A 16,044-nucleotide genomic window follows, 5' to 3' on the forward strand; every position below is an offset into this window, starting at 1 on the left:
CAAGCGCAGTGCCAAAGCAAAAAGGCGAACCCGCGGGTTCGCCTTTCTTTTGCCTGGCGACCGCTGCCGAAAGCAGACGGTCTGCATCAGAAATTACTTCAGATAGTTCAGCAGGGTCAGGCCGCTGGTGGTGACGAACACCTTCTGCGCCGCCGACAGGTAGGTCTGCTTGAGCGTCAGGTCACTGATGAGTTCGCTGGTGTCGGACAGGTTGCGGCCCAGCAGGTTGTTGATGGTCTGGGTGTAGTTTTCCTTGTTGACTTCACCAGCGGCATCGAGGTTGTCCAGTTCATTCTGGCGTGCACCGATGGAGGCCTTGGCAGTGGACACGCTGCTGGAAATGGAATCGATCTGGGTATTGAACGCGGCCAGGTTGCGGTTCAGCGCGGCCTGGCTGCCCGGGATCGGCGTACGGGCAGCATCGGCGGCGTCGGCCTTGAGCTTGGCGGCGGCCGTGGCAGTGAACTGGGCCTGGTAGCCCGGATCATCGGGCTTCATGCCATCCAGGGTCGCCTGTTGTGTCTTGTAGTCCTGGATCGGAAACTGACCCGCAGTAGGATACGCAAAGTTATTGGCTGCGATTTCGTCGGCCTTGTTGGCTGCCTCGGTCACCGGCACCGACAAGGTGTTGATCAGGTTGGTCATGGTCTTGAAGATATCCTGACCACCGCCCTGGAAGATCGCCTGACCAGACGCGCTGATGTCCATCTGGCGGGTCGAATCGACCTGCAGGGTGATGGCGCCCTGATCACCGTTGTAGGTCACGCCGCCGCTGCCGTCCAGGGTGAACGGCTGGGTCGTGCTCTTGAAGCCGGCGAAGATGTAGTTGCCCTGGCCGTCCTGGGCGTTGGCATAGCCCATCACTTCGTTCAGATTGCCCTTGATCTCGGAAGCCATGTTGCTGCGTTCGGCATTGGAGTAGGAGGCATTGCCGGCTGCGATCACGTTGGACTTCAGCTTCGTCAGCATGTTGGTCAGGCTGTCCAGGGTACCCTGCACGCTCGACAGTGCGCTGTTGGCGTTCTGGCGGTTCACCTTGTACTGCTCATTCAAGTCCGACGTCTGTTTCATGTCGAGAGCGCGCGCAGCGGCGACTGGGTCGTCCGACGGCAGCAAGACCTTCTGCTGTGCTGTCACCTGCTGGTTCAGCTTCAGGATCTGACTCTGCAGAGTGGTCAGATCGTTGTTGCTCGTCTGATAGAGCATCTGGGTGCTAATACGCATATCGTCTTCCTCTATCTAACTGTTCAACCGCCCAGGGTGAGCAGCACATTGATCATGTCGCTGGCCGCCTGGATGATCTTGGCGGCCGCCTGGTATTGCTGCTGGTTGCGGATCATCTGCGCCAGTTCCTCATCCTGGTTGACCCCGGACTCGGATTGCTGCTGGGTCTGGATCGCCGTCAGCCTTGCCTTCTCGGCAGTGTTGGTGACATTGATCTCATTGGTCTTGTTGCCGATGGTGGCCACCAGCTGCGAGTACGAACCCTGGAAGTTGGTGCCATTGATGGTCTTGGCCGTCTGCAGGTTGCCCATGGCCAGCATGTTGCGATTGTCCGAGGCGGCATTGGTATTGGCCGCGATGGTGAACTGGTCGCCATCAGAAGGCTGCCCGGAAATCTGGAACGATACCCCGCTGATCTCGTAGGTATCCCCCGCCGTGTAAGGCAGCACCGTGACACCGGCACCGATGGTGGTGGTGGTGCCATCCTTGTGCGTGATGGTACCGCCACCGGCCGGAACAGCCGGAGAAATCGTAAAGTTCGGCGGCGTGGCGGTGGCGTCGTACTCCAGCGTGGTTGGCTTGGTCAGCGGGGTCGTGGTGGTCAGGTAGGCCGGCGTGACCGATCCGGTGCTGATGGTGGCCGTACCCTTGTTGGCCGCGACCGGCGCGAAGTTGAACTTGTCACCGGCCCCCGACGTGCTGGGCGTGCCGGTCAGCGTGAAGGACACGCCACCGCTGGTGATGGTCATGCCCGACTGGTAAGGGAATGCCGCGCCGCCGGCGACGGTGCCGCCGGTGCCATCCGGATTGGAATAGGTCACGTCCGGAACCGGAGTCGCATTGCTCCAGGCGCCCGTCAACTGCAACACGGGCGGCACTGCCGCGCTCATCGAAGCAGTGAACGACACCGACGAACCCTGCTGGAACTTGGTCCCATCCAGCGAGGTGCTGGAGATGAGGGCATTGCCGGTATTGGCGGCCCCCGTGCTGGCGTTGACGTTGTTGGTGGCGTTGATCGAGGTCGAGATCGGCGCCGCCGTGGCCAGTAGCTGGGTGTTGTTCAGTGCCAGCGAGAAGCCGGCCGCGCCATTGGCGGTCGGCTGGATCTTGTAGATGTTGCCGTTCGGGATGGCCGGTGCGTAAGGACCGGGCGCGGCCGCACCGTTGGAGTAGGTCACCCCATCCAGCGTCACCGGGAAATCGCCCGCCGCCTTGACGGTCTTGGTATTGTCAGACAGGCGGGTGAAGGTGTAATTGGTGCCGTCGTAGGTCAGCGTGTAGTCGCTGGTGCTCAAGGCCGACGGATCGCTAATCGTCGCCTTCAGGTCAGTCGTGCCGGTATTGGTCGGATAACCGATCAGGTTGGGCGAGCTGACATTGAACATGTTGGTGCCGGGATTGCCGTTCTGGTCCAGGCCCAGCTGTTGCTGCTGGTTGAAGGCGGTACCCAGGGCGATGGCGATACGGCCCAGCGCGTTTTGGGTCGGATCCAGGGTTTCGCTGCGGTACTTCAGCAGGCCACCAAGGCTGCCGCCGTCGTAGAAGAAGCTGTCCGGAATGGTCGAGGTGGTGCCACCGTTGACCTGGCCGATCTGCAGACGCGACACGTCGGTGGGTGAATTGGTCACTGCCAGCTGGGTCACGTTCTCGCCCGTCACCAGCGCCTGGCCCGTACCAATGAACACGCTCACGGCACCGGTATCCTGTGGCACGGTGGTGATCTTGACGTACTTGTTGAGCTCGGCCACCAACTGGTCACGCTGGTCCAGCAAGTCGTTGGGCTGCTGACCGCCACCGGTACCGATGGCATTGACGATGGCCTTGTTGAGCTGCGCCAGTTGCTGCGCGTAGGAGTTGATCGTGGTGACGGTAGATGTGATCTGGCTATTGACGCTGGCGCTGCTGGCCGAGAGCTGATCGTTGATGCTGGTCACCCGTGCCACCAGGGTCGAGGCCTGCGACAGTACCGACTGGCGCGAAGCCTGGGTGTTCGGATTGGAGGCCAGGTTCTGGATCGCCGCAAAGAAATCCTGCAAGGACGGCGACAAGCCAGCCTTGGTGTCGGCCACCATGTTGTTGATCTGCGAGATCTCGGAGTAGTACGCATCCAGCGAGCTGGCCGAGGTCTGCGAGGCCAGTGCCTGCTTGGTCAGGAAGTCGTTGTAGACACGCTTGATCTCGGTGACCTGGGTCCCCTGGCCGACGAAGCCGTAGCCGTAGTTGATGCCGCCGGCCGAGCTCTGCACGACTTCCTGGCGGTTGTAGCCGGGCGTGGTGGCGTTGGAGATGTTGTGGCTGGTGGTGGCCTGAGCCGCCATGGCCGCCTGCAACGCGGATTGCCCGATACTGAAGATGTTAGTTGCCATGCTAGGTTGTCGTCCCTGAAAGCTTTTAGCGGAATAACCAAGTCAACGGCAGGATTGACCAAAACTTTAGATGGCTGCGATCGAATTTGTTTCCGACTGGCACCGATGAGCTTGCCGCCGGGTAATCGCTCGCGGCCCAGGTCATGACCAGCGGGAAACCTATGCCGAGAGCGACTGGCGAATGATGCGCGACAGTTTCTCGGCGTAATGTGGATCGGTGGCGTAACCGGCACGCTGCAGGCCGTAGGCGAAACCGTGCGCATCCTGGGCGCTGGCCAGTACCTTCTCGTAGCGCGGATTGCTGCGCAGCAAGTTGGCGTAATCCTTGAAGGCGTCCGCATAGGAATCATAGGCCCGGAATTTCTCCACCCGCTTTTGCGGCTTGCCGTTGATGTATTCGATGGTGGTGGCCTCGACCACCTTGCCGGTCCAGTTACCGGTGGCCTTGATGCCGAACAGGTTGTGCGCCGAACGACCATCGCGGGCGATGATTTCCTTCTTGCCCCACCCGGTTTCGAGCGCGGCCTGGGCCAGCATGAACTTGGCCGGGATGCCGGTCATCTTGCTGGCGATCTCGGCATCGGCCTGCAGGCGGTTCTGGAAGGCCTCGACATGGGCCGGCTTGTTGGAGTTGCGGCGCTGCTTGCCGTTGCGACCATCCTGGTCGGTACTCTCGGCCTGCTGTTGGCTAGCGAAACTCTGGATGAACTTGGCACGGTCGGCATCGCTCATTTCCTTGACCAGCGGTATACCCATGGGCAAGCCCTCCTCGCCCGGCATGGTCGTACCCTCCAGGTCCTGCGCATCCGGCAGCTTCTTGGGCAGCGAGGCCGACAACTGGCGGGTCAGCACATCGGCCAGCCCGACGCCGCGCTGTGCCAGGCTCTGGCTCAACTGCTGGTCCAGCATGGAGGTAAACATCTTGGTCTGCTCGTTATCGAACGGGCCATTTTGCGGCGTCGCGTCGCGCATGCTCTTCATCACCATGTTCAGGAACAGCGCCTCGAACTGCTTGGCTGCACCCTTGATGGCCTCCGGCGAGTTCTGCCGGGCTGCTTCGCGCAGGCCATTCAGCCCATTCGCATCGACGGCCAGATTCTCGGTCGGATTGGATGGGTTGATCTTGTTGAGCATGGGTTACCTTGGATGAAAGCGTTTGTAATGGAATCGGCCATGCCGTCCCGCTACCGTTACCGTTAGATCACTTCGAGTTCGGCGCGCAAGGAACCTGCCGCCTTCATCGCCTGCAGGATCGCCAGCAAGTCCTGGGGCGTGGCGCCGATGGCATTGAGTGCCTTGACCACATCGGACAGCGAGGCACCGCCCTTCAACAGCATGACCTTGCCCGGCTCCTTGTTGATCGAGACCTGCGCATTCTGCACCCCGGCCGTCTGACCACCGGCCAGCGCATTGGGCTGGCTCACGGCATTGTCAGCCTGGATCACCACCGACAGATTGCCGTGCGAAACGGCGCAGGTATCGAGCATGACGCTCTGGTTCATCACCACCGAACCGGTACGCGCATTGAGGATGACCTTGGCCGCCAGCTTGCCGGGCGTCACGTCGACGTTTTCCAGCGCTCCCAGGAAGGCCACCCGGTCGCCGCTGGAGATCGGCGCGCGCACGCGGATCACGCGGCCGTCCTGTGCCACGGCAGTATCGGTACCAAAGCGCTTGTTGAGCGCATCCACCACCCGGGCGGCGGTAGAGAAATCGTTGTCGTTCAGTTCCAGCACGACCATGTCGCCGCCACCCAGCGAACTGGGCACTGCACGTTCGACCGTGGCACCGCCGGAAATGCGGCCGGCCGACAGCTGGTTGATGGTCGTGCTGCTGCCGGCGGCCGAAGCACCGGCACCACCGACCACGATGTTGCCCTGGGCGATGGCATAGATCTGGCCGTCGGCGCCCTTGAGCGGGGCCATCAGCAAGGTGCCGCCGCGGATGCTCTTGGCATTGCCGATGGACGACACGGTCACGTCGATCAACTGGCCGGGCTGTGCGAAGGCCGGCAGGTTGGCCGTCACCATGGCCGCGGCCACGTTCTTCAACTGCATGTTGCTGCTGGTACCGGACGGCACGTTCACGCCCAGTTGCTGCAACATGCTGATCACGCTCTGCACGGTGAAGGGGGTCTGGGTGGTCTGGTCACCACTGCCGTCCAGACCAACCACCAGGCCGTAACCGACCAACTGGTTCTGACGCACGCCCTGGATGCTGGCCAGGTCCTTGAGTCGCTCGGCCTGGGCCGGAAGCGCCACGCCCAGGCACAGGGTGGCCACGGCCGCGGCGGTCACCATGGCCCGCCTGCTACCTGATCTGAAGATATCCATCGCGAAAAATCCTTTCCGGGTCATTGCACTACTCCACATCAGAAAGGAGAAACGCTGAAGAAGAATCGGCCCAGCGAGGACATGAAGTCAGCCATGTCCACGCGGGTATTGGTACGGTATTCGACCTTGGCATCGGCCACCAGGGTCGAGGAGACGGTATTGCCGGTCTGGATGTTGTCCGGGCTGATGGTGCCGGAGAAGCGCACGTACTCCACGCCCTTGTCCAGCGCCACCTGCTTTTCGCCCGAGACCACCAGGTTACCGTTGGGCAGCACCTCCACCACCGTCACGCCGATCGTGCCGGTAAAGGTATTGCTGGAATTGGTGGCGCCCTTGTCCTCGAACTTGGCCGAGGAGCTGCCGGATGCCGACAGTTCCTTGATCGATGTGCCGAAGATGGTCGGCGCAGGCGACGCCACAGCACCAGTCTTGCTGGCCGAGCTGCCGGCGGACTTGCCGGCACTGGTCTTTTCGTTGATGACGATGGTGATGGTGTCACCCACCAGGCGCGCGCGGCGGTCTTCCAGCAACGGACGGTAGACCGCCGACTGGAAGATCGCACCCGAGGTCGGGGGCGCATAGGAAGCCGGCTGCGGACGCGCCGTCTTGGGACCCGTCACGATGCTGTCAGGCACGGTGGTGCAACCGGCCACAGCCAACACGCCCGCGATGGAAACCAATTTCAGCAAGTTCTTCATATCTGCCTCGTCCTTCTTTCTACTGCCGACTACCTTGTTCAATAACGCCGCCCCGGCTCGCCGCCAGGTCTTACAGCTGCGACAGCTTGGCCAGCATCTGGTCGGATGTGGTGATGGCCTTGCTGTTGATTTCGTAGGCGCGCTGGGTCTGGATCATGTTGACCAGCTCTTCCACCACGTTCACGTTGGAGGTTTCCACATAGCCCTGCCACAAGGCACCGGCACCGTTGGTACCCGGGGTATTCGGGTTGGGAGTGCCGGAAGCGGCGGTTTCCACGTACAGGTTTTCGCCACGGCTTTCCAGGCCAGCCGGGTTGATGAAGGTGGCCACCTGGATGGTGCCGATCTGCGTGGTCGCGGTCGAACCGGCCTGCATGATCGAGACGGTACCGTCACGACCCACGCTGAGCTTGGTGGTGTTGAGCGGAATGGTGATCGGCGGCTGCAGGGTGTAGCCGCTGGAGGTCACCAACTGGCCCTGGCTGTCGGTCTGGAAGGCGCCATCGCGGGTGTAGGCGGTGGTACCGTCGGGCAGCAGGATCTGGAAGAAACCATTGCCCTGGATCGCCAGATCCTTGTCATTGTTGGTCTGGTTGACGTTGCCCTGGCTGAAGATGCGCTCGGTGGCGACCGGACGCACGCCAGTACCGATCTGCAGGCCCGAGGGCAGTTGTGTCTGTTGCGAGGACTGGGCGCCGGGTTGACGCACGGTCTGGTACAGCAGGTCTTCGAACACGGCGCGCGAACGCTTGAAGCCGTTGGTGCTGACGTTGGCCAGGTTGTTGGAAATCACGTCCAGTTGCGTCTGTTGCGCATCCAGGCCGGTCTTGGAAATCCACAGGGAACGAATCATTTATTTCTCCGGTAATCAGCGCAGGGGCTGCGCTATCAGGACAAGGACAGAATCTGGGTCGCCTTGGTCGCATCGCTTTCGGCGGTCTGGATCACCTTCATGTTCATCTCGAACTGGCGCGACAGGTTGATCATGTTGACCATCGCCTCCACCACGTTCACGTTACTGCCTTCGACGGCACCGCTGGCCAGGCGCACGTTGGCGTCCGGCTGGGCAGCACCGGTGATGGTGCGGAACAGGCCATCATCACCGCGCTTCATGTTCTTTTCGTCCGGATTGACCAGCTTGATGCGGCCCAGCACGTTGACCGCATTGGGAATGCCATTGGTCGGGATCGACGACACGGTGCCATCGGCGGCGATGGCCACCGTGGTATCGGGCGGGATGGTGATCGGACCGCCGTCGCCCTGCACCGACTGACCATTCTGCGTCTGCAGGATGCCGTTCTCGTTGATCTTGAAGCTGCCATTGCGGGTATAGGCTTCGCCGCCATCGGCGGTCTGCACCGCGATCCAGCCGCGCCCCTGAACGGCCACGTCCAGCGCACGCCCGGTGTCCTGGATCGGTCCCTGCGAAAAATCGCTGCCCGCGGTCGAGTCGACCACGAAGGCCCGCGTGGGCAAGCCATCGCCCACCACCGGTGCCGAGCGGAAGGTATTCAATTGGGCGCGAAAACCCGTGGTCGTGGCGTTGGCCAGATTGTTGCTGGCAGTCGCTTGCTGCTCCAGCGTATGCTTGGCCCCCGACATCGCTGTATAGACCAGACGATCCATAAAACCCCTTATTTGCGGCACCATCCCCCGGCGCCAGCGGTTGAAACCGGCCGCCGGCGACGCCGGCGGCCTTGCAGCACGCACGCCGCAAGGCGCGCGATCAAGCCATTATCAGCGCAGGCTGACCAGGGTCTGCAGCACGGTGTCCTGCACCTTGATGGTCTGCGAGTTGGCCTGGTAGACGCGCTGCGCCACGATCATGTTGACCAGTTCAGCGGTCAGATCGACGTTGGAGTCTTCCACCGCGCGCGCCTGCAGGCTACCGAACGTGCCGGTGGAGGGCTTGCCCACCAGCGGGCTGCCGGCCGCACCGGTGGCCGCATACAGGTTGTTGCCCAGCGGCTGCAGGCCATTCGGGTTGGCGAAGTTCACCAGCACCACGGTACCCAGGTTCTTGGTCTGCTGGTTGCTGTAGGAACCAACGATGGTGCCATCCTTGTCGATCGAGAAGCTCGACAGGGTACCCGGCGGCATGCCGTTCTGGTTTTGCGCCAGGTTGACGAAAGCCGAACCGGTCTGGGTCGAACCTGCATAGGAGAAATTGATCGGTGCAGCGAAGTTACCACCGCCCTTGACGATGCTCGGATCATTCAATTGCGCGGCCGTCAGGGTCATGACGCTGGTGGCCGTCACCGGCGCACCGTTGATCTGGGTCAGGGTACCGGTCGAGTCATAGGTCATGGTACCCAGCGCAACGGGGGCCGGTGGGGTGGCGCCGTCGTTCAGGGTGGTGTTGTCGATCTTGGCGTAGACGGTCCAGGTAGTCGTCGGCGGCACACCGGTCGGCGCTGCCTTCACGTAGTAAGTCTGCATGCTGTACGGGTTACCCAGGCTGTCATACAGGGTAACGCCGGTGGAGTTGTTGTAGCTGTTCGGATCGGCAGCGTTGAAAGGCGTGACCGTCGGCACGGCCAGGCGAGAATCCAGGTTGACCTTGGTGGACACCGAAGTGGTTGGGGTGGCCGGGATCGACGAAGTATCGATCTGCAGCTGCACCGGATCGCCACCGGACGCACCGGCGGCCCAGCCCATCAGGAAGGCGCCATTCATGCTGGGGTTGATGATGTAGCCATTCTTGTCCAGCTGGAACTGGCCGTTGCGGCCGTACATCGGCGACAGATCTGACGCGCTGGCCGACATCTGGAAGAAGCCGTCGCCATTGATGGCGATGTCCAGCGGATTGTTGGACGAGCTGACGTTACCCTGTGTGAACTGCTGCGAGACATTGGCCACGGTGACGCCGATGCCCACCGGCGAATTGCCGGAGCGGTTCATCGAGTTGGCATACATGTCGGCAAACTGGGTCTGCGACTGCTTGAAACCGACCGTGCTGGCGTTGGCCACGTTATTACCGATGACGTCCAGGCTCTTGGCTGCGCCGTTCAGTCCGCTCAGACCTTGCTGAAAACTCATGAGATATCCCCTTGTTCCGAATGATGTCGGTAATAACGATTAAAGAATTTGTACGATGTCGCTGGACTTGATGGTGCCAACGTTGGTGACATTGAGCTTGACGCCGTCCGTGCCGGTGGACACGCTGGCCACCGTACCGAAGGCCAGCGCCGTCACCGCGACCGGGGTGCCATTGTTGGATGCGGTGGCGGTGAAGGTGTACTTGCCGTCAGCCGCCTTGCCGCCGGCGTCATTGGTACCATCCCAGATCACAGGCACGGCACCGGCAGCCTGGGTACCCAGGTCCATGGTGCGCACCACTGCGCCGGTGGAGTCCTTGACGGTGACGATGACCGAGGAAGCCGTGCTGGGCAGGTTCACACCGAACACCGCCTTCTGGCTGGTGACTTCGTTGCCGTCGGCATCCTTGGTCGTGTCCGAAGTGAGCTGGATGCCATTGCCCGGGGCCAGCACGCTATGACCGATCATGCTGGCCGTGGACAACGCCTGCGAAGAACTGAGATTGCCCATCAGCGTACCCAGCGAATCGTTCAACTGGCTGATGCCGGAGACGGTCGACAGCTGGGCCATCTGTGTAGTCAGCTGCGAGTTGTCCATCGGGTTGCTGGGGTCCTGGTTCTTCATCTGCGCAATCAGCAGCGTCAGGAAACGATTCTGGATCGCATCCGGGCTGTTGTCGTTCAGACTGGCCGAGTTGTTGGTCGACGAGCTGCTGCTCGTGCCATTCATTGCATTGAGCAGGTCATTGGAGACGATTGCCATGATTTAAGGTCCTGTTTCCTATTGTCCGATGGTAAGGGTCTTGACCAGCATGGCCTTGGCCGTATTCATCGTTTCCACATTGGTCTGGTAAGAGCGGGAAGCCGAGATCATGTTGACCATTTCCTCGACCGGGTTGACGTTGGGCATGGCGACATAACCATTGCCATCGGCCATGGGATGCTTGGGGTCGTAGACCAGCTTGGGCGGCGCCTGGTCTTCCACCACGGCGGCCACTTTCACGCCGCTATCCTTGACATCGCCCACGGGGATGGACTCGAAGACCACCTGCTTGGCCTTGTAGGGCCGGCCGTCCGGGCCGGTGGCGCTATCGGCGTTGGCGATATTGCTGGCGGTGGCATTGAGGCGCTGGGCCTGCGCACTCATGGCCGAACCGGCAACGTTGAAGATGTTGGAAAGGGACATGGTTTATCAACCCGGTTGGATGGCGTTAATCATGGCCTTGATCTGGCCGTTCACAGCGGTGACACCGGCTTCGTAGCGGATGCCGTTGTCGACGAATTCATTGCGCTCCACGTCCAGGTCGACGGTGTTGCCGTCCACGCTACCCTGGGTCACCGTGCGGTACTGCAGGGGCGAACCGCCGATGCTGCCCGGGCCGTTGTCAGGCGCGGTCCCGGCCACGTGCGAGGCGGCGGTGCGGGCCAGTTGCAGCGGCGGCATAGCGCCGCCCTTGTTGTCGAGGGCGTTTTTCAGCGCATCGGCAAAATTGACGTCCCGCGCCTTGTAGTTGGGCGTATCGGCGTTGGCGATATTGGAGGCCAGCACCTGTTGGCGCTGTGCCCGCAGGTTCAGCGCCATCTCATTGAAGCGGAAGAAATCGTCGAGCTTTGAGACCATCGGGTCCTCCGGAAATACCGGCGCCGCTGCCGCCCTGCCTGGGACGATCGCACACTACGCCGATGATGGAATTACGTAGGCTTGATCATACGTTTCCACCCGGGACTTTAAGGGGCGATAAAGAGATAAAAGCCTCCCCTGTTTGCGCTTTTGACCTCGCACGCGCGACGTACCATTGCTGCCAAGATTCGCCAATGCCTGCTGCAGGCAAGTTGCACAAAATGAAACATTCTTTTCGCCCCATGCGCGTACTGCGCCGTGCCATTGCCGCCTTGGCCATGCTGGCCGGCGCATTGACGGCCGCCTCGCCAGCCACCGCGCAAAACACCCCTGACGGTCCACAAAAGCAGAACTTGCAAGCTCTGCAACAGGTTGCCGAGCAATTCCTGGCCAGCCAGACCTCCGGCCTGCCGGGCAGTGTCACGATCACCATCGATCCCGCCGACCCGCGCCTGACGCTGGCCTCCTGCCTCGAACCGCAAGCCTTCATGCCCAACGGCGGACGCCTGTGGGGCCGCACCACGGTCGGCGTCAAGTGCGTGGCGCCCTCCCCCTGGACGATCTATCTGCGCGCCAATGTCCAGGTCATTTCCGACTACCTGGTGGCCGCCGTGCCGCTGGCGCAGGGCCAGACCATCAGCGCCAGCGACATCACCCGCATCCGCGGTGACATGTCCAGCCTGCCCAGTGGGGTGATCACCGAAGAAGCCCAGGTGGTGGGCCGGGTCGCCAACATGTCCTTACGCGCAGGAACCCCGCTGCGCATGGACGCCATCCGCAACCAGCGGGTGGTACAACAAGGACAGTCGGTACGGGTCGTCTCGATCGGCCCGGGCTTCCAGATTTCCACGGAAGCGCGCGCCATGACCAACGCCAATGAAGGCCAGATGGCACAGGCGCGGACCGCCGCCGGGCAAGTGGTCAGCGGCATCGCCAAGGCGGGTGGCATTCTGGAAATCAACTATTGATAGAGGGCAATCCTGAAGAAAGGACTGTCTAGCCGGGATCTGCAGCCGGGCGTCGGAAATGTGAAGAAAATTTCTCCCATTTCGTCATTTTGGCGCCCTGGATGTTAAAGTTTGCGCAGAACTGGTCGATAATCCATACGACAGGCGGGTGCGATGCGCCCCCACCCTACAAGGAATACTGCCGTGAACGTTAACGACGCCCTCAAATCCGCTGCCCTCAACAGCGAGCAGACCCAGGCCCAGCCTCGCAACAACGCCCCCGCCGGCGCTGCTGCCGGCAATGGTGCCGCGGCCACTGCAGCCACTTCCGATAGCGTGCGCCTGTCCAGCACCTATCAGTCGCTGGAAACCAAGGTCAACAGCAACAGCAGCAGTTTCGATGCCAAGAAAGTGGCCGAAATCAAGGCTGCCATCGCCAACGGCACCTTCCAGATCGATCCGGAAAAAGTGGCCAATGGCCTGATCGACACCGTCAAGACCCTGATCAGCGCCCGTCCGGCCTGATCGTCACTGCCTTCGCACAGGATGACCCGCATGAATCCGGCCAGCAACCTGCCTCTGGAACACGCTGCCCTGTCCCGCCTGGTCGAAAAACTGAATCAGGAACAGGCCTTGCTGGCTGAAGCCACCGCCGAAGGCCTGACCGACATCATTTCCGAAAAAGCCACCATCGTTTCCGACATGGCCACGCTGGCCGGTAACCGCCACAGCCTGCTGGGCAGCCTGGGTTACAGCGGAGACGAGGCCGGCATGCAGCAGTGGATGAACGAACATGGCAGCGACGCCGACAAGGACGTCTGGGCCGGCCTGTTCGAACTGGCCCAGGATGCCAAGGAGCTCAACCGCGTCAATGGCTTGCTGATCGGCAAGAAGCTTTCGATCAACCAGAGCGCACTGACCATCCTGCAAGGCAAGACCGGCACCGGTAACTTCTATGGACCGGATGGACAGAACAGCATCAAATCTTCCGGCCGCAGGCTCGGCGTGGTCTGACCACCCTCCAAGCCGAGCGCCACGGGCGCAATCGCCGCAGATTCAAAGACCCCGAGCGCCATGCCTCGGGGTCTTTTTTTGTGCCGTGCAGGTGCCTCAAGCTTTACCTGCTCAGCGCAAGCTGGGTCAGACCCAAGGCGGCACACAAGAGCTCGATGGAATTGAAAACGGCTCCCGAAGGAGCCGTTAAAGCATGCCGGAGCCATCCTCCCGGACGCAAATCACTTCTCAGGCCACCCCACTCCACGAATGCTCCCGCAGATAGGAACGCATGCGTGAGATCGCCTGGCTGTGCAGCTGGCACACGCGAGATTCGGACACGCCCATGACGGCGCCGATCTCCTTGAGGTTCATTTCCTGCTCGTAGTAAAGGGCCATCAGGATCTGCTCGCGCTCGGGCAGGGCCTTGATGGAGTCCACCACGGCTTCGCGGAAGCCGCCATTGATCAGGTTCTGCAGCGGGTCGTCGTCGGACTCGGCGGTCTGGTAGCGGTCCAGGAAATGTTCATGGCCACCATCGTCGTCGTGGAAATCCTCGTAGTAGATCAACTGGTGCCCACCGCATTCGCTGAGCAGCGACTGATACTCGGTGAGGCTGATCTTGAGGTGCTGCGCCACTTCGGTTTCCTGCGGCTGGCGACCGAGCTGCTGCAGCAAGGCCTGCATGGCTTCGTCCACCTTGCGGGCGTTCTGACGGATGCTGCGCGGCAGCCAGTCGCTGCTGCGCAGCTCGTCCAGCATGGCGCCGCGAATGCGTTGGACGGCATAGGTCTCGAACTGCGCGCCATGGGTCTCTTCGTAGCGGTTGACGGCGTCGAGCAAGCCCATCATGCCGGCCTGGATCAGGTCGTCCACCTCTACGCTAGGGGGCAATTTGGCCTTGAGCTGATGCGCCAGTTTCTTGACCAGCGGCGCATGCTGCTCCAGCACATCATTCTTGCCCTTTTTTCCCTTGACGTTATACATGCACGTCACACTCCCAGGCTTGCACCATCGGTTGCCATTCCGTAAGTGCTGCGGGCCGTATCGGCCGCCGTGAATTGCTTGGACAGGCGCTGGAAAGCCAGCGCCGCACCGGCAAAGGGAAACACATCCATCACCGCCCGCCCCTGGCCAGTAGCGCGGCGGATATGGTCGTCGGCCGGAATGGCGCCGAGGAAATTCAACTGCGCTGCCAGATAGCGGCTGGCGGCCTGGGCCATGTTGGCGTAGACGGTACGCGCCTCGGCCTCGGTGGCGTCATTGACGATCAGGCTGAAGGGACGGCGTCCGATACGGTCGCTCAGGCTCTTCAGGAGCACGTAGGCGGCCTTGATCGAGGTGGCCGTGGTCGAGACCTGGATCACGATCTCGCCCATTTCCATGGTCGGCACCGGCAGCGACTGGTCGCTGGCCAGCACGCCGTTGACGAGGGTGATTTCGGCCTGCTCGATAAGGTTGTCGAAAATCTCGGCCAGACGTCCGGCCTGCGGATCGCTGGCGACCGGCACGCTGCGACGGGCAATACGGGCCATGGCAAAGCCTTCCGGCAGCATGCGGGTGGCCTCGCGCAAGGGGCGTTCGGCACGCGCCACTTCCTGCAGGGTGGCGACGTCGTGGCGCAGGCCGATGCGGGTCAGCAGGCCTGTACTGGCCACGTCGCCATCGACAACCAGCACGTTATGCTTGGCCTGCGACAGGGATGCGGCAATATTGATGAGCATGGCACTCTTCTCTTCTTCACCCAGCACCGAGAAGAAAGTGAACAGCCTGGGAACCGGACGCTCCAGCATCCGCCTCAGTCCTGCGGCCTGGTCGATATCGTAACTAGCCAAAGCTCACCTCGCGCAGACCTTTGTCGTTCATGGACATCGCAGTAGGACCGATCACGCCGGGCAGTTCGCCTTCCTGGAATTCAAAAGGGGCGGTCTCGCGTTTCTGCTTGAAAGCACGGTCTGCCAGGTACAGCTTGTTGGCCACGTGCAGGTCTTCCGGCACGCGCTGGCCGTTGGCGACGTAGTGCAGGTTGAGCTTGTGGCGGATCACCACGTCTAGCACGTTGCCGATGGTGGCAGCTTCATCAAGCTTGGTGATGATGCAGCCGGCCAGACCGGAGCTGGAATAGGCATGCACCACTTCATTGAGGGTACCTCCGGTGGCGGTGGCGTTCAGGCACAGCAGGCGCTTGATGTCCACGCCGGCGCCGGCCAGCATGGCGTCCTGCTCGGCCACCATCTGGTCGCGCTGGCCCACCCCTGCGGTATCGATGAGCACGGTGTGCTTGCCCTTGAGTTCTTCCAGGGCGATGCGCAGATCGGTTTCATCCTTCACTGAATGCACCATCACGCCCAGGATCTTGCCGTAGATGCGCAATTGTTCGTAGCCGCCGATACGGTAGCCGTCGGTGGTGATCAAGGCCAGCTTGCCGGAGCCATGGCGCATCACGCAGCGTGCGGCCAGCTTGGCGGTGGTGGTGGTCTTGCCCACGCCGGTGGGGCCGACCAGGGCAAAGACGCCGCCGTTTTCCAGCAGTTCGTTCTCGTTGGCCAGGGTGTTGAGGTTGCGCGCCAAGACCGACTTGACCCAGAACATGATGTCCTGCGACTTGGAGTTGGAGGGCAGGTTTTCAGTGATCAGACGCGACAGGCTGGCCGAGAAGCCGGCGGCCAGCATTTCCTTCAGGACGATGCCCTTGAGCGGCTCGCGCTTTTGCGCGCCACCCCAAGAAATCTCGGCCAGTTGGGTTTCCAGCACGCCACGCATGGAGCGGATTTCGCTCATCACCTCGGACAGTATCTCGTCGTAGTCCTTGCCGTCGAATTCA

At 61.7% G+C, this 16,044-nt stretch carries 17 protein-coding genes; 3 read left to right on the top strand and 14 right to left on the bottom strand.

Annotated elements, in window-relative coordinates; genetic code table 11:
- Positions 1-93: 93 nt before the first annotated feature.
- From flgL to flgB, 11 genes are all read right to left on the bottom strand, one after another.
- Positions 94-1,224 (bottom strand): flagellar hook-associated protein FlgL, encoded by a 1,131-nt coding sequence (gene flgL / locus HFRIS_RS07440; protein ID WP_006462673.1) that lies wholly within the window; start codon positions 1,222-1,224, stop codon positions 94-96.
- Between the two features lie 23 nt (positions 1,225-1,247).
- Positions 1,248-3,590 (bottom strand): flagellar hook-associated protein FlgK, encoded by a 2,343-nt coding sequence (gene flgK, locus HFRIS_RS07445; protein WP_039874833.1) that lies wholly within the window; start codon positions 3,588-3,590, stop codon positions 1,248-1,250.
- Positions 3,591-3,749: 159 nt separating this feature from the next.
- Positions 3,750-4,724, bottom strand: a complete 975-nt coding sequence (flgJ, locus tag HFRIS_RS07450) for a flagellar assembly peptidoglycan hydrolase FlgJ (RefSeq protein WP_006462675.1) — start codon at positions 4,722-4,724, stop codon at positions 3,750-3,752.
- A gap of 62 nt (positions 4,725-4,786) precedes the next feature.
- Positions 4,787-5,890 carry a flagellar basal body P-ring protein FlgI gene (locus HFRIS_RS07455; protein WP_006462676.1) on the bottom strand — a complete coding sequence of 368 codons (1,104 nt, stop codon included), beginning with the start codon at positions 5,888-5,890 and terminating at the stop codon, positions 4,787-4,789.
- A gap of 71 nt (positions 5,891-5,961) precedes the next feature.
- Positions 5,962-6,621 (bottom strand): flagellar basal body L-ring protein FlgH, encoded by a 660-nt coding sequence (locus tag HFRIS_RS07460; RefSeq protein ID WP_006462677.1) that lies wholly within the window; start codon positions 6,619-6,621, stop codon positions 5,962-5,964.
- A gap of 70 nt (positions 6,622-6,691) precedes the next feature.
- Positions 6,692-7,474: a flagellar basal-body rod protein FlgG gene (gene flgG, locus HFRIS_RS07465; RefSeq protein WP_006462678.1), complete on the bottom strand. Its 783-nt coding sequence runs from the start codon at positions 7,472-7,474 to the stop codon at positions 6,692-6,694.
- A gap of 35 nt (positions 7,475-7,509) precedes the next feature.
- Positions 7,510-8,247 carry a flagellar basal-body rod protein FlgF gene (gene flgF / locus HFRIS_RS07470; RefSeq protein ID WP_006462679.1) on the bottom strand — a complete coding sequence of 246 codons (738 nt, stop codon included), beginning with the start codon at positions 8,245-8,247 and terminating at the stop codon, positions 7,510-7,512.
- Between the two features lie 111 nt (positions 8,248-8,358).
- On the bottom strand, positions 8,359-9,660 hold the full coding sequence (gene flgE / locus HFRIS_RS07475) for a flagellar hook protein FlgE (protein ID WP_006462680.1): 1,302 nt from the start codon (positions 9,658-9,660) through the stop codon (positions 8,359-8,361).
- 39 nt (positions 9,661-9,699) lie between these two features.
- The gene (locus HFRIS_RS07480; RefSeq protein ID WP_006462681.1) at positions 9,700-10,422 is read right to left on the bottom strand and encodes a flagellar hook assembly protein FlgD; all 723 of its coding nucleotides are present in this window, start codon (positions 10,420-10,422) and stop codon (positions 9,700-9,702) included.
- An 18-nt stretch (positions 10,423-10,440) separates the two neighbouring features.
- Positions 10,441-10,845 carry a flagellar basal body rod protein FlgC gene (gene flgC / locus HFRIS_RS07485; RefSeq protein WP_006462682.1) on the bottom strand — a complete coding sequence of 135 codons (405 nt, stop codon included), beginning with the start codon at positions 10,843-10,845 and terminating at the stop codon, positions 10,441-10,443.
- Positions 10,846-10,851: 6 nt separating this feature from the next.
- Positions 10,852-11,280 carry a flagellar basal body rod protein FlgB gene (flgB, locus tag HFRIS_RS07490; protein ID WP_006462683.1) on the bottom strand — a complete coding sequence of 143 codons (429 nt, stop codon included), beginning with the start codon at positions 11,278-11,280 and terminating at the stop codon, positions 10,852-10,854.
- A 221-nt stretch (positions 11,281-11,501) separates the two neighbouring features.
- Here flgB and flgA point away from each other — a divergent pair, with 221 nt between their 5' ends.
- From flgA to HFRIS_RS07505, 3 genes are all read left to right on the top strand, one after another.
- Entirely contained in the window at positions 11,502-12,248 is a 747-nt protein-coding gene (gene flgA / locus HFRIS_RS07495) for a flagellar basal body P-ring formation chaperone FlgA (RefSeq protein ID WP_209443002.1), read from the top strand.
- Positions 12,249-12,431: 183 nt separating this feature from the next.
- Complete coding sequence (gene flgM / locus HFRIS_RS07500; protein ID WP_006462685.1) at positions 12,432-12,752, top strand: flagellar biosynthesis anti-sigma factor FlgM; 321 nt, start codon at positions 12,432-12,434, stop codon at positions 12,750-12,752.
- A gap of 30 nt (positions 12,753-12,782) precedes the next feature.
- A complete protein-coding gene (locus HFRIS_RS07505; protein ID WP_006462686.1) occupies positions 12,783-13,241 on the top strand; it encodes a flagella synthesis protein FlgN in 459 nt (152 codons plus the stop codon).
- Positions 13,242-13,469: 228 nt separating this feature from the next.
- Here HFRIS_RS07505 and HFRIS_RS07510 read toward each other — a convergent pair whose 3' ends face one another.
- The 3 genes from HFRIS_RS07510 to flhF form a co-directional block, all read right to left on the bottom strand.
- On the bottom strand, positions 13,470-14,207 hold the full coding sequence (locus HFRIS_RS07510; RefSeq protein WP_006462687.1) for an RNA polymerase sigma factor FliA: 738 nt from the start codon (positions 14,205-14,207) through the stop codon (positions 13,470-13,472).
- A gap of 5 nt (positions 14,208-14,212) precedes the next feature.
- Entirely contained in the window at positions 14,213-15,013 is an 801-nt protein-coding gene (locus HFRIS_RS07515; protein WP_006462688.1) for a MinD/ParA family ATP-binding protein, read from the bottom strand.
- 34 nt (positions 15,014-15,047) lie between these two features.
- Positions 15,048-16,044, bottom strand: a 997-nt coding sequence (gene flhF / locus HFRIS_RS07520; protein ID WP_006462689.1) for a flagellar biosynthesis GTPase FlhF, incomplete at its 5' end; no start/stop codon positions are given.

Source organism: Herbaspirillum frisingense GSF30, assembly GCF_000300975.2.
Taxonomy (GTDB): domain Bacteria; phylum Pseudomonadota; class Gammaproteobacteria; order Burkholderiales; family Burkholderiaceae_D; genus Herbaspirillum; species Herbaspirillum frisingense.